The organism is uncultured Thiocystis sp., from assembly GCF_903866365.1.
GTDB lineage: Bacteria > Pseudomonadota > Gammaproteobacteria > Chromatiales > Chromatiaceae > Chromatium.
Genome location: NZ_CAIPNF010000111.1, coordinates 1 through 13,981 on the forward strand (window position 1 = coordinate 1; position 13,981 = coordinate 13,981).

A 13,981-nucleotide genomic window follows, 5' to 3' on the forward strand; every position below is an offset into this window, starting at 1 on the left:
ATAACCAATTAGGTTTCATGATACACCCCGTCATTCTAAATCTATTCAACTTATATTGCTGTAGACAGATGTTTATGAGTTTTGTTCCCATGAAATGTCTGGATGATAAATACGAGATCTATAACAGCGTCTTAACTGCTGACAATATGCCGATCCGTGTAAAAATAAGATATTGTTTTTAAAGTGTTATTTTTTCAGCGGGAATTGCTGCCAAACCCCCATCAGCCTCGGCTCATACACCAGATTCCAGCATAACTCAGGGAGCCGCCGCGCATGCTTTAAGGCACGAACGATGATCAAGGTGTCTTTGGTTGATTCAATATCTTCCTAATCGCTTGGCTGGAAGTCATTTCACCTACCGCCATGACACTCCCGGTGGAGATACAACCATTGGCTGGGTTACTAGGATCACAAACCTGTCCCCAAGGGCAGCAACAGCAGGTTTCACTGCAACTCGTAGCCGTTTCTCCAGGACAACCATTCGTGGCGACACAGCACGCATTTGGTATGCCACAAATAGTCGTCACCTCATCGCTGCCATCGCCACAATCGTCCCGCTGGTTGCAGACGATGTTCGCGCAAATCCTGGTGCCGTTGGCGCAGGTGAAAGTGCCGACACCGCCACATGGATCCTCGATAGTGATGGAAATACTATCCTCGCCCAACATCGATCCGATTGAATCGTAAAGCTTGACGCTCGGATTGAAGTGTTCGCCACCTACAAGCCCCATGTATGCGTGGCTAACGCTTGACGACGTTTGGGTTTCGCTGGAAATCCCGTTATCGCTTGTTGTCGAGCCATCGCCAAAATTCCAGTCGAAGCGGTAGCTGCCGGGCGGAGTGGCTACGGCCTCAAACTCATGGTCGTACTGAGTGGCGCCGCCTTGTAACTCAACCGTAACGATGCGCGGCGCTTGAATGCTGACGCTGACGGCACTTCCCGGAATGACGATGTCACGTTCAGCCTGACCGATGATATCGCCATCGAGCTGAAGCTCGACGCTGAATGGATATCTGTGCTCGATAACATCCAGTGGATAATGACGCACTAAAGTCAGGGTCGCGGTGCCATTGGTCACGCTGATGTTGTCCTCGGAACCTTGGCTATCAGATTGACTGTCACCAAAATTCCAGCGGGCATCCACTAGGCGAACCGGATCGGGAAGAACCGGCGAAACGATCCTAGTTGCGTCAACCCGTAAGCTGTATGCATTAGGTGTAAGGGTGCTGAGCGGCTGAGCGCTGACGGTTAACAAGGCGTTCGGTAGCAGACAGAGATTGGGATCAAAGATACCCAGCTTGCCATCGGAATTATGGTAGTCGTCGGAGTAGGCGAATAGACGTTCGTCAGTATAGGGTCCGAGACCAAAGCCCCAAGCCGATGCCTGGTCCGGACCATAGGTGACGACAACCTTGGCATCACATGACCGAGTGGCAGAAGGCGCGTCGGGAGTTAACCAGTCGACATGATGACGCCGAATCGCCGACATCCAACTGCCGCAACCCCAAAAAGCGTTTTCATAGTCGTAACAGGCATCATGTGTGATGCACGCCGGATGTGTGCCGCAACGGTAAACATCATAACGTTGCTTGTAACCCGTGTTGTTACCCTCTTCGTCGAGCAGGCAGTCCCAGAAATCTTCGGGCGGACCACAATTGGACATGGGGCAGTCAGCGCCACAGGCCCCACGGCATTTAGCATTACAAGGCCCGAAGTTGTCGATGAGGGCTTGATCGAGGATGTTGGCTGTCAATGCTGCAAGCGTTGAGATCTGACCGCTCGCCTCCGGTGATGAGCCTGGTAAAAGGGGGGTGTTCGAACCATACGTCTCGGCACTGTCGAGCCTTGAGCTTTCAACAGCGCCGCTTTCAGCAGCTCCGATTTCATCAAAGGGAAAATAGCCAAAGACTACCGGAAATGGGCAGGAAGCAGACATGATGAGATGGCTGGAAGCACTGGCGTTTGGTTTGCCTGACGTGCCATCGCCAAAAAAATCGCAATTTGCAAGCTGCGTTGCAGCAAGCACCTGTGTGGTGCGATCCGCATAAAAATATTTAAGTGCCAGTTGCCAAGGCGCTAGCAATGCGGCTAGTTGCTTGTCGTCGATCATCGCGGCGGATTTGCAGGCCACGTTAAGCGGGATCAAAGCTAGTGAGTCGCCCATCGAGCCGTCGAACATCGCTTGGAGTAGGCTTCGTTCCTCGTTAGTCAACTCGCCGTTTCCATCAAAGAAGACGCCCGCATAGTCGAGACTGAGAGCCAGCCCGGAGGTCACCTCGGCGGTTAAAACCGATGCGTTGGGGTCATCTTCTGGCCAGAAACTCGCCTTGCCGCTTGGGCTAACGGAAAACCCTGTCATGGTCTCGCCACTCCCTGGAGCTGGTCGATAATGGCCCTGTACACTGCCGTCGGCGGCGATGGGATCCAGGATAAGGACGCCATTGACAGACTGCTGGGCGAGTGACTCCAGTAAGCCAGGAATGCGGGCGATCGCCGTAGAGCGGGTGGCAGCACTATCCGTGACACCTTTCAGTACTTCGGAGCCGGCCTGTCGCAGGTAGCTTTGATCGACAGTGCCAAGGGTGCTGTAGTTGATGCCATAAGCGGTCTGGTAGTCCGCGAAAGCCAAGCTGACCCTGAGACGGTTTTCGAAGCGTGCCATGTCCTCGGCTGCATCGAAATTCGCCCAGCCGCCGTTAATCAGTGCAATGATCATCTGGTTGCGCAGGATACGGCCTGATTCAAGCTCGCCAAGCCAGTATGCGTAGCCAGTGCTGTCGGGGCTACGCCTGAAAATATTTTGGTAGAGCGACTCGATAAAGGATCCGAAAACCTGGCTGTCCGGGTACCTGTCCTGTACTAGTGGCTGATCGAAAAAGCTTTGGGCGACCGTGGTCGGCGTCCATTCCGGCTTGGTTTCGATTTCCTGCGACCAATACTGCAAGCCTTCCTGATCTGGCGCGTAATCCATGGTGGCAAGATAGATTTCAGCGACCTGCCAGAGAGTGTCGGCGCGTTCTGCCGGCGCGGCGACGGCTGTTAACAGGGGTGCTAGCAGGGCTTGGATCGCTAAAATCAATAGCAGGCGAATGGAAAACAACATAACAAGATTCCGGGGCAACGCCACATGCCTAACATGAGTGAACATAAGTCGACCCTTATATTGAAATGAGGTTCTTCCGAAATTTCGTCTTCACAAGGGTGACGTAAACTGACGTTCACACTGGAGACGATGAAGCAGAAGATCCCGAAGCCGGAATAGACCACCGAGTTCAAGGAACAGGCGATCAAGCGCGACATGGATGGCAAGACCCTTGGCTCCGTGGCCAAGGATATAACAGTCAGACCTGCCTCGGTAGCGAGGTGTCCGACGATTGCGCCGCGTCCTTCCCCTGGTGAGGCGCTGGGGATCCTCCGCGGCAGGTTTTCCCGAGGAACGCGAGCAGCGCATCGGCATGCGTTTCGATGGCGTCGATGGAATCGTGATCGGTGTCGGGGAGCAGCAGCAGTTCGGTCGAGGCATCCCGCCGATTGGCGTAAATGCGCGCCGCGTCCGCGGGGGGAACCCGCGAGTCGGTCTCGCCATGGACCAACAGGACGGGGCAGAAGACGTGCCGGATGGTCCGGCAGGGGGCGATGTCATCGAAACGCGCCTGGATGGTCCGCTCGACCCAGCGCATCACCAGCCAGCCGAGTGTCCAGGGGATGCGGTTGCCGCGAAACTGCCGGCGCATGAGCTGCTCCGGATGGGCGAAGGCGGCGATGCTGATGACCGCGGAAAGATCGCGGCGGCGCGACGCCAAGAGTAGCACCGCGCCGGCGCCCACCGAGTGTCCAAGCAGGGACAGGCGCCTGGGGTCGATGCCCGGTTGACGCGCGAGCCAGTCGAGTCCGTGTTCTAGATCCTCGGCGAAGCGCGGCAGGGAGGAGAATCCGTCGGTGTCGCTGAGGCCATGATTGCGGGCGTCGAGCAGCAGCACCGCATAACCCTCGCGATGCAGCGGGGCGGCGAAGGGCAGCATCTGTTCCGCGTTGCCGCCCCAACCATGCAGCACGATCACCGCGGGCAGCGGTGCGGCGGGCTCGGCGGGCGAGACCAGCCAGCCGAATAGGGTTTTGCCGTTGACGGTCGGAATGCGCAGACTGCGATAGGGCAGGGCGAGCGCGGCGGGCGTTCCCTGTTCGCGGATGCGCGGCGCCCGGTAGACACGATGCAGCAGGGCCGGTGTCAGGGCGACACCGGCCGCGAGGAGGCCGGCGATCAGGATCCAGGCCGTCAAGGATGGCTCCGTCTCAACTGCAAGTCTCCGGTTTACCCGTGCCCGTGCGCCACGCTCTCGGCGCAGGGCGCGGCGGCGGCAAGCGTGCCGCCGAGATACTTCTCCAGCGATTCGCGCACCGTGCCAGTCGCGCCGGTGGCGGTTTTGATGCCAGCCTGCGTAAAGAACTCGATGGCCCGCCCGCCCATGCCGCCGCTCAACATGACCTCGGCGTTCTGTTGCTTGATAAAGGTGGGAATTTCGCCCGGCTGATGGGCTTCGGCGAAGGGATTGGCGATGTCCTGTGTCGCGGTCACGGCGCCGTCGTCAATGTCCACCAGAATGAAATAGGGTGCATGGCCAAAATGTTGGGCGACCTGGCTGTCGAGACCCTGGCTGGTTTCGGCGGTAATGGCAATTTTCATCTCAAAGTTCCTGGTTGTTGATTGGGTTGTTCAAAGGTTTTTCGTGCGGTCATGCCGGCGCTTCCAGCAGAAAGGGCAGGACGCGCGCCCAGAGCGCGGACAGCGCAAGGCTGGCGGGTGCGTCGGGGCGATAGAGGGTCACCGCCTCGCCCGCGACCATGGCGCTGGCGACGGTCAGATCGAAGGGGATCCGCCCGACCGTGGGAATGCCCTGTGCGGCGCAATCGGCTTCGATCTCCCGCGCGCCCGCCGGATAGACATCGGCCTTGTTGATGCAGACCAGCGCCGGCACCCCGAAGTGCTGGACGGTTTGCAGCGCGCGGCGCAGGTCGTGGATGCCGGAGACCGTCGGTTCGGTCACCAATAATGCCAGATCCGCGCCCGACACGGCGGCAATCACCGGACAGCCGATGCCGGGCGGGCCATCCACGATGACCACTTGACGCTGTTCGTCCAGCGCCTGCTGGCGGGCGCGCTGCCGGACCTGGGTGACCAGCTTGCCGGAATTTTCCTGTCCTGGAGACAGATGGGCATGATGGAGCGGTCCATAACGGCTGTCGGACCGCGCGCATTCGCCGACCGTCTGTTCCTGCATGGCGATACTGTCGGTCGGACATTGGTAGACGCAGGCGGCGCAGCCATCGCAGGCGATGGGGTCGATCGTCCAGCGCCCGTCGGTCTCGATGATGGCGTCGAAGCGGCAGACCGACTCGCAGTCGCCGCAGTGTACGCAGGTGTCTTCGTTGATCACGGCCACCTGACCGCCGCGAAACGGCTGGGTGTCGAGCCGGCGCGGCTGGAGGACGAGTTCCAGATTGGCGGCGTCCACATCGGCGTCGGCCAACAAAATCCTGTCGGCGAGCGGCCCCTGGGACGCCAGATGAGCAAAGGCCGCGGTGACGCTGGTCTTGCCGGTGCCGCCCTTGCCGCTGAGGATGACAAGCTGTTTCATGGGTTCACCCCGGCGACGATGCGCTCCAACAGTTCCTGGAATCCAACCCGATAGTCAGGCACGGCGTCCACCAGGGTCTGGCCGCTGGCGATGGCCTCGGCGATGCGCCGCTCCATTGGGATGCGCAGCAGAATCGGCAGTCCGCGGTCGGCGCACCAGGTGCCAACGGCGGCATCGCCAATGCCGTCGCGGTTGATCACTACGCCGGCGGGGATGCCCAGGTCGTGGGCGATGGCGGCGACCTGTTTCAGATCGTGCAGACCGAAGGGCGTCGGTTCGGTGACGAGCAGCGCGAAATCCGCCCCGCGCATCGTTTCCACCACCGGACAGGAGGCGCCGGGCGGTGCGTCGCGGATTTCGAGCGCGCCGCTCGCCCTGAGCGAAGTCGAAGGGGGTGCGTCACCGGTCGCCGGGGTCCATTGTTTCAGTTCGCGCAGGATCGGCACGCCCATGGTCTGGCCGACGTTCATCACGCCCTGGGCGAAGGCGATGCCCTCCGGCGTGGTGCCACTGTCGATCACGCCGGTCACGGCCAGGTGCTCGCTGATCGCCTGTTCCGGGCAGTGCCAGGTGCAACTGCCGCAGCCGTGACAGAGATCGTCAAACACCAGCACCTTTTTGCCGACCACGGCGATGGCGTGGAACTGACAGACCTCGGCGCACTTGCCGCAGTAGGTACAGGCTTGCGCATCCACGCGCGGCACACGGATGCCCACGTCCCGATGGGTCTCCAGGACGGGATGGAGGAAAAGCGCGGCGTTGGGCGCTTCCACGTCGCAATCGAGGAAACGCACCGCGCCCCGTTCCGCGGCCACCTGCGCCAGGCTGGTGGCGACGGTGGTTTTACCCGTGCCACCCTTGCCGCTAGCAATGACGATCTGCATCATTCCCTAGCCTCCGTGATGGCCGCCATGGGTGGTGCCATCGGCTTCGGTCAACTGCCCCGCCCGGAACGCGGCCAGGATGTCGGCACCGCTGCGGGCTTCGTTCCCCGGCGCGAGAAAGCGTTGGATGTTTCCGGCGGAGAGCGTGTCGTAGGCTTTGGGACCATAGGCCCCGCTGACGACCGCCTGCGCGCCGAGCTTGGCAACGAACTGCGCCGCCTGGACGCCCGCCCCGCCCGACGCCGAGAGCGCCGGATTGGCGTGGACCGTCCAGGCGCCGGTGTCCGAGTCGACCAGACAGAAGGATTCGGCGCGTCCGAAACGGGCGTCGAAGGGTGAATCAATCGTTTGGCCAGCGATAGAGATGGCAAGTTTCATCAGATCGTCTCCGCGTGTCCTATGAACCTAAAAAGAGCAGTAAAACCGCGAAGAACACGAAGGACACGAAGGACACGAAGGACACGAAGAACGCCAATTCGTTCAATGGCTTGTCTCAATGACGACAGTCACCCAACGGGTGATCGTCGTGCGCATTGCAAGACCTTATTTCTCTTTTTGTCCTTTGCGCCTTTGCGGTTCCAAATGCCGAATTTAGGATGAATGTGAATCCGGACGGGCCGCATCCAGTCGTTCCGTCAGTTGCTGGACCATGGACCGCAGCTCGTTGAGCTGCTGCTGCATCCAGGACATCACCGGATTGACGCTGCCCTTGGTGCCCGCGCCTTGACCGCGTCCGCCAAGTCCGCGTCCGCCTTGGCTCCCAGCGTGACTCAGTCCCGCGCGGTTTGCCGCTTGACGTCCGCGACAACCGCCTTGCCCTCGGCCCTGGCCCTGGCCCTGGCCCCGACCTTGCCCCTGGCCCTGACCTTGCCCTTGACCTTGCCCTCGACCCTGCCCTTGACCTCGGCCTTGACCCTGACCTGGTTGACTCGGACCGGTTCCGTCTTTGAATGGCATGCTGTTCTCCCGTGTGCTATTTGAGCGTCATTGTGATGGCTTCACCGAATTTCGGTTTGCAAAGGTTCTGGGGCCGGCATCAGGCCGCGCCGCCATCCTCCCCAATCAGGAGGGTCGTCTCGTTGAGATAGGCGTGCTTCGGGATCACCAGGTTGGTGGGCGCCGGAACATTCTTGAACACCCGTGCCGCGAGATCGAAGCGCGAACCGTGGCAGGGGCAGAAGAAACCGCCCTTCCAATCGGCGCCCATGTCGTCGGGGGCGACTTCCGGCCGGTAGATCGGCGAGCAGCCCAGATGGGTGCAGATGCCGATCGCGACCAGATACGCCGGCTTGATGGAGCGGGTGGCGTTCTGACAATACGCCGGCTGCTGGGGTACCTCCGACGCCGGGTCGACCAGCTTGGGTTCGTTGCTGGCCAGAGAGGCGAGCATCTCGGGTGTCCGGTGCACGATCCACACCGGTTGCCCTCGCCATTTGACCCGCAACAGTCCGCCCGGCTCCAGTTTGCCGATATCCGCCTCGACCGGAGCCCCGGCAGCCCGCGCGCGGGCACTCGGATTCATGGACGCGACGAACGGAACCAGCGCGTAGCCAACGCCCACGGCGCCGACCAGACTGGTCGCGGCAACGAGCACGCGCCGTCTCGTCTTGTTCACAGATTGTTCGCTCATGGACATCTGTCTCCTGGCTGATGCGAGCGGCGGCGACCCCATGACAGGCGGGCGTCTGCGCCACTTGGATGAAATTCGATTCCCGACTCTTCTGATCGACATCATCGCCGTTTTTCCGAGCGAATTACCCTGATATTTGTCAATGCAAAAAGAACATATGTGCGTTTAACTGGACCTCTCAAATCAGAACGAACCACCCTTGGGAGGCACCGTGTTGGGTCGACGTCGACGTGCCCGCTGGATCGGATTCGATCCGGGCTTTCTCTGTTTTAAACCCTGCGGCCGCTCGGGACGCGGCATGGATAGCGTAGTGCTGCGCGTCGACGAACTGGAAGCCTTGCGGCTGGCGGACCTCGAAGGTCTGTATCAGGAAGACTGCGCGCGGCGGATGGGCATCTCGCGCACGACCCTGTCACGGACCCTGACGCAGGCGCGCCGGAAAGTGACGGATGCACTGATCAATGGCAAACGGCTGGTGGTGACGCCCGCCCAGGAGATTGCGGAGGCGCCGGTTGTCGGGCAGGACGCGGACCCCGTTTCGCTTTATCCTGAAAAGAGCCGTTGAGCCGCAAAGGGCGCAACGTCTTTTAACGCGCGGTCCAGACGGAGACCGTCACCTGCGGGTGAAGGGCGCGGAGGAGACAACCCGTTGTTTTGCTTGGTGTCCTTTGCGCCTTTGCGGTTCCAAGTGCCAAATTTATGTGTCTTCACTCAACTGGAAAGCAACCTCATGGCCTCGAATTACGAAACCTTCTTCACCCTCTCCAGCTACGCCGTCGTTGGCCGCTCCCAGGCCAAACCCTTCCCGCTTCTCAGCTATCGCGGACTGAAGGCGATGGGCAAAACGGTCTATGCGATCGATCCCAGCGCCAACTTCATCGATGGCGACGTCGCCTACCCTGGGCTGGCGCAGTTACCCGGCCCCGTCGAGGGCTTGATCGTCGAGGTACCGAAAGCGGAGACCCGCGACTGGATCGCCGCCGCCGCCGCGGCGGGCATCCGCGATGTCTGGGTCCACATGGCGCACGACACCCCGGAGGCCATCGCGCTGGCGGCGGAGAAAGGCATCAATCTGCGCACGGGAACCTGCGCCGTGATGTATCTCAATCCCGGTTTGTCGTACCACAGCATTCACAAGCTCATCATGAAGATGCTCGGCAAGTATTGAGAGAGTCGCGCGACCCGGCAGGCGGAAAGCCCGTCCCCATGTCCGGTGGCTGCACGGTCGCAGCCGCTCTACCTCCCCGTTCCGAAGGGACGGGGTTTCTCGCGGAGGAACCGATGAATCAACGCAAAACATACGCACTCGTCTTGACCGCCCTCGGTCTGCTGCTCGCGGTGGCCGGGCCTTTTCTGCCAGGCGGCATCCATCTGACGCCCATTGGCCCGCCTGGGGCCGGGCATGTCACGAGCCTCGTCGCCACGGACCAGGGCGACATCCTGGCGGGCACCCAGGCGGGCGAGGTCTGGCGCCTGCGTGGTGGCGCCTGGACGCGGGAAAACCTAGCGCTGGGCGGTCAGCCGGTGCTGGCCTTGCTCGGCGATCCGAACCGCATGCCGGTGGGAACCGCCGCGGGAGTGTTCCCGGCGGCCGGCGAGTCGCCGCTGGAGGATCGGGTCGGCAGTCTGATGCAGACCGAATTGGGGCTGCTGGCGGGGACCGCGAGCGGCGTGCGTCTGCTCGCCAATGGCCGCTGGTCCGCGCCGGGGCCGGTGGCGAACATCTACAGCCTGATCGGTCAACAACGTGGCGACGGGCACTGGCTGCATGCCGGGACCATCGGCGCGGGCGTGCTGTCCGCGTCAGCGGCCGAGGCGGGCGCCGCCTGGCAGCCGAACGGCCAAGGACTGCCGGAAGCGGCGAAGGTCTTCAGCTTCGCCACCACCCAGGGCGGCCTGTTGCTGGCGGGGACCGATCAGGGCGTGTTCTGGCAGTCGCGGCCGGGTCAGCCTTGGCGGTCGCTGCATTCCGCGCTCGACGGCAAACGGACCCTGTCACTGCACCTCGCCGCCGACGGCGAGCGGCCAGGCCGCGAGCGCTTGTGGATCGGCAGCGACGACGGACTGTCCTCGCTGGCGCTCGCCGAGCAGGGCGAAACGCTCGCCGCCGAGGGCGATCCGCGGCTGGCCGACAGCGCGGAGTGGCAGCCGCCGTTCGGGATCGGCGCCATCGTATCAAGCGGGGATCGGCTGCTGATCAGCACCGGGGCGGTCTATGAATACGGTCCAACCCCGCTGACCGGCTGGTACTGGATCTCGCTGGCCGGCGTGGTGCTGATCCTGCTCGCCGGTTGGATCATGCCGCGCCCGGAAGCCACAACGGCGGATGCGGCGAGCGTCTGAGGATTCGTCAGGACTTTTGTTTCTATCGACCGAATCCGCATGATGTGTGTTGATGGAATGGCCCGATGACGTTCTTTCTGGGCTGTCATCCCTGTTTTCGTTTCAGGCGTGGAGCGCGGTTCGCCACGGCCCGCGAAGAATGCGTCAATCGCAGCCGCCGGTCGCTTTTTGTGGATACCCATCACCGAGGAACCTTTTTTCCAGTACGATCAGCCTTGCGGCCGCCCACGGCAAACGCCGAGGCTCGGTTTCATCATGATAGAAAATTCAGATTCTTAAGCATCGCGTTACACACATTTTTGTAAGTCGCTGAAATATAAACAACACAAACCGGATCGTGTTATATAAAAATCAGCAAGTTACAGACTTGTGTGTAATGGTATGATTCTTAAGCCACGCCGGCTCGAATGCGCGTGGTTGAGGGCGAGGCACCGCCACTGTCCCAAGGCGCTCGTCCGCCTGACGCGGTTTGAAAGGGAGGAGGAGCCGATGCAATCGAAGTTCCAGGCGGAACCGATGGACCTTATGGGGACCGACAGCCGCGCCCAGCGGGCGGCCTTAAGAGAAAACGAGCCATCAGTGTCCAGACAGGCGGAACAGCGGCTGATGGAAAGCGAAGAACGGCATCGGCTGTTCTTCGAGCAGTCCCGCGACGCCATGATGACCCTGACCCCGCCCTCCTGGCGATTCACCACCGGTAATCCGGCCACCTGCGCGATGTACGGCGTGCGGGACGAGGCGGAATTCGTCGCCCTGGGGCCGTGGGATGTCTCTCCCGAACGCCAACCCGATGGCGGCCTGTCGGCCGAGAAAGCGAAGGAGTCGATCAAGACGGCGCTGCGCGAGGGTTCCCATTTCTTCGAGTGGACCCACCGCACGCTGGACGGCCGGGATTTCCCGACCACCGTCCTGCTGACCCGCATGACGATGGCGGGACAGACCTTTGTCCAGGCGATCGTGCGCGACATCACGGCGCAGAAACGGGCGGAGGAGGCGCTGGCGCAATTGGCCGAGGAGCGGCGCATCCTGCTCGACAACATCCAGACTCAGATCTGGTACCTGACCGACGATCACACCTATGGCGCGGTCAATCGCGCCCACGCCGACTTCAGCGGCCGGCGGGTCGAGGACATGGCCTTCAAGAGCCAGTACGACATCTTTCCGCAGGCGATCGTCGACGCCTGCCGCGCGGTGAATCGCGAGGTCTTCGCGACGGGTCAAACGGTCCGAACCGAGGAATGGCTGCCCCAGACGTCGGGCGAACCGCGACTGATCTCCATCCTGAAATCGCCCAAGCGGCGCGCCGACGGCTCAGTGGAATATATCGTCTGCTCCGGCGAGGACATCACCGAGCGTCGGCGCGCGGAGTTGGCCGAGCAACAGGGCCATGCGCTCAACAACGCCATCATCGACAGTATTCCCGGCACCTTCTACATGCTCGACGACCAGGGCCGTTTCGTGCGTTGGAACGCCTATCAGCGCGACGAAATCATGGGCAAGCCGGATCATGCCATCGCCGGCATGCAGGCGCTCGACAGCATCCATCCGGACGACCGCGCGCTCATCCAGGAAAAAATCGCCAATGTTCTGAACTACGGCGTCGTGGAGACCGTGGAAGGCCGGGTTCTGCTGCGTGGCGGACCGGCCTTCCGCTGGCTGGTCATGACGGGGCGGCGGATGACGATCGATGGCCGCCACTTCCTGTTGGGGATCGGGATCGGGGTCGATATCGCCGAGCGCAAAGAAGGCGAGGCAAAACTCCACCTGGCCGCCAGCGTCTTCACCCATGCCCGCGAAGGCATTGTGATCGCCACCGCCGATGGTTCGATCGTCGAGGTCAACGAGTCCTTCACCCACATCACCGGCTATGGCCGCGAGGAGGTGCTGGGCCGCAACCCGCGCCTGCTCAAATCCGGTCGTCATTCCCGGGAGTTCTACGCCGCCCTGTGGCGCGCGCTGATCGAAAAAGGCCACTGGTCCGGCGAACTCTGGAACCGGCGCAAAAATGGCGAAGTCTTCGCCACGATGCAAACCATCAGCGCGGTGCACGGCGCGCGCGGCGACACCCAGCACTACGTCGCCCTGTTCTCGGACATCACCGCGCTCAAGGAGCACCAGCGGCAACTTGAGCACATCGCGCATTACGACGCCCTGACCACCCTGCCGAACCGCGTCCTGCTGGCCGACCGCCTGCACCAGGCCATGGTGCAGACCCCGCGGCGCGGACAGCAAGTGGCGGTCGTGTATCTCGATCTCGATGGCTTCAAGGCGATCAACGATCGTCACGGGCATGAAGCCGGCGACCAATTGTTGATCGCCGTGGCGGCCCGGATGAAGGAGACGCTTCGCCAAGGCGATACCCTGGCCCGACTGGGTGGCGACGAGTTTGTCGCCGTGCTGGTCGATCTCACCGACAGCCTGTCCACCGAGTCGCTGCTGCATCGCCTGCTCGCCGCCGTGGCCGAACCGGTCCAGGTCGGCAAGCTCACCCATCGGATCACGGTCAGCCTCGGCGTCACCTTCTACCCGCAGGTGGACGAGGTGGACGCGGACCAACTCTTGCGTCAGGCCGACCAGGCCATGTATCAGGCCAAGCTGGCCGGCAAGAACCGGTATCATCTCTTCGACGCCGAGTACAACCGCAACGCCCGCGGTCATCATGAAAGCCTGGAGCACATCCGTCACGCCCTGCTCGCGCGCCAATTCGTGCTCTATTATCAACCCAAGGTGAACATGCGCGCGGGGACGGTCGTCGGTGCGGAGGCGCTGATCCGCTGGCGGCATCCCGAACGCGGCCTGCTGCCGCCGGTGGTGTTCCTGCCGGTGATCGAGGATCACCCGCTGGCGGTCGAACTCGGCGAGTGGGTGATCGCGACGGCGCTGACCCAGATGGAGGAATGGCACGCGCTCGGACTGGATCTGCCGGTCAGCGTCAATATCGGTGCCCGGCAGTTGCAGCAGATCGATTTCGTGGAACGTTTGCGCGCCCTGCTGGCCGCGCACCCTGGGGTCAAGCCGTCCTGTCTCGGTCTGGAGCTACTGGAAACCAGCGCGCTGGAAGACCTCGCCCGCGTCTCCGAGGTCATCGCGGCCTGTCGCGCGCTGGGGGTGATGTGCGCGCTGGATGACTTCGGCACCGGCTATTCCTCGCTGACCTACCTGAAACGCCTGCCGGTCAACCTGCTCAAGATCGACCAGAGCTTTGTGCGCGACATGCTCGACGATCCGGAGGATCTGGCCATCGTCCAGAGCGTCCTGGGCCTGGCTGCGGCCTTTCGCCGCGAGGCCATCGCCGAAGGCGTGGAAACCCTGGAGCATGGCGAGAGGCTGCTGCAACTTGGCTGCGAACTGGCCCAGGGATATGGCATCGCCCGCCCCATGCCGGCCGACGAGATTCCCGGCTGGTCGGCCGCCTGGCGCCCCGATCCGCGCTGGACCGATCCGCCCGTCGCGAGTCGCGAGATGTTGCATCCATAAAGAGGAGCAG

12 protein-coding genes are annotated in these 13,981 nt (G+C 62.0%); 5 read left to right on the forward strand and 7 right to left on the reverse strand.

The window, feature by feature from the left end; genetic code table 11:
- Positions 1-296: 296 nt before the first annotated feature.
- From QZY07_RS06735 to QZY07_RS06760, 6 genes are all read right to left on the reverse strand, one after another.
- On the reverse strand, positions 297-3,104 hold the full coding sequence (locus QZY07_RS06735; protein ID WP_295400921.1) for a DUF4214 domain-containing protein: 2,808 nt from the start codon (positions 3,102-3,104) through the stop codon (positions 297-299).
- Positions 3,105-3,342: 238 nt separating this feature from the next.
- The gene (locus QZY07_RS06740; protein WP_295400925.1) at positions 3,343-4,281 is read right to left on the reverse strand and encodes an alpha/beta fold hydrolase; all 939 of its coding nucleotides are present in this window, start codon (positions 4,279-4,281) and stop codon (positions 3,343-3,345) included.
- 32 nt (positions 4,282-4,313) lie between these two features.
- Positions 4,314-4,685 (reverse strand): NifB/NifX family molybdenum-iron cluster-binding protein, encoded by a 372-nt coding sequence (locus QZY07_RS06745; RefSeq protein ID WP_295400927.1) that lies wholly within the window; start codon positions 4,683-4,685, stop codon positions 4,314-4,316.
- A gap of 49 nt (positions 4,686-4,734) precedes the next feature.
- A complete protein-coding gene (locus QZY07_RS06750) occupies positions 4,735-5,637 on the reverse strand; it encodes an ATP-binding protein (RefSeq protein ID WP_295400929.1) in 903 nt (300 codons plus the stop codon).
- Complete coding sequence (locus QZY07_RS06755) at positions 5,634-6,524, reverse strand: ATP-binding protein (protein ID WP_295400932.1); 891 nt, start codon at positions 6,522-6,524, stop codon at positions 5,634-5,636. Before QZY07_RS06755 ends, QZY07_RS06750 begins: the two co-directional genes overlap by 4 nt.
- Positions 6,525-6,527: 3 nt before the next feature.
- Positions 6,528-6,899: a NifB/NifX family molybdenum-iron cluster-binding protein gene (locus QZY07_RS06760; protein ID WP_295400934.1), complete on the reverse strand. Its 372-nt coding sequence runs from the start codon at positions 6,897-6,899 to the stop codon at positions 6,528-6,530.
- Between the two features lie 261 nt (positions 6,900-7,160).
- Here QZY07_RS06760 and QZY07_RS06765 point away from each other — a divergent pair, with 261 nt between their 5' ends.
- Positions 7,161-7,502 (forward strand): hypothetical protein, encoded by a 342-nt coding sequence (locus QZY07_RS06765; protein ID WP_295400936.1) that lies wholly within the window; start codon positions 7,161-7,163, stop codon positions 7,500-7,502.
- Between the two features lie 55 nt (positions 7,503-7,557).
- On the opposite strand, the gene petA is transcribed toward QZY07_RS06765, so the two are convergent.
- Positions 7,558-8,151 (reverse strand): ubiquinol-cytochrome c reductase iron-sulfur subunit, encoded by a 594-nt coding sequence (gene petA, locus QZY07_RS06770; RefSeq protein WP_295400939.1) that lies wholly within the window; start codon positions 8,149-8,151, stop codon positions 7,558-7,560.
- Between the two features lie 211 nt (positions 8,152-8,362).
- On the opposite strand from petA, the gene QZY07_RS06775 reads away from it, so the two are divergent.
- From QZY07_RS06775 to QZY07_RS06790, 4 genes are all read left to right on the forward strand, one after another.
- Positions 8,363-8,716, forward strand: a complete 354-nt coding sequence (locus QZY07_RS06775) for a DUF134 domain-containing protein (RefSeq protein WP_295400941.1) — start codon at positions 8,363-8,365, stop codon at positions 8,714-8,716.
- Between the two features lie 165 nt (positions 8,717-8,881).
- Positions 8,882-9,319, forward strand: a complete 438-nt coding sequence (locus QZY07_RS06780; protein WP_295400944.1) for a CoA-binding protein — start codon at positions 8,882-8,884, stop codon at positions 9,317-9,319.
- A 113-nt stretch (positions 9,320-9,432) separates the two neighbouring features.
- A complete protein-coding gene (locus tag QZY07_RS06785) occupies positions 9,433-10,494 on the forward strand; it encodes an ABC transporter substrate-binding protein (protein WP_295400946.1) in 1,062 nt (353 codons plus the stop codon).
- A gap of 489 nt (positions 10,495-10,983) precedes the next feature.
- Positions 10,984-13,971: an EAL domain-containing protein gene (locus QZY07_RS06790; RefSeq protein ID WP_295400949.1), complete on the forward strand. Its 2,988-nt coding sequence runs from the start codon at positions 10,984-10,986 to the stop codon at positions 13,969-13,971.
- Positions 13,972-13,981 lie beyond the last annotated feature (10 nt).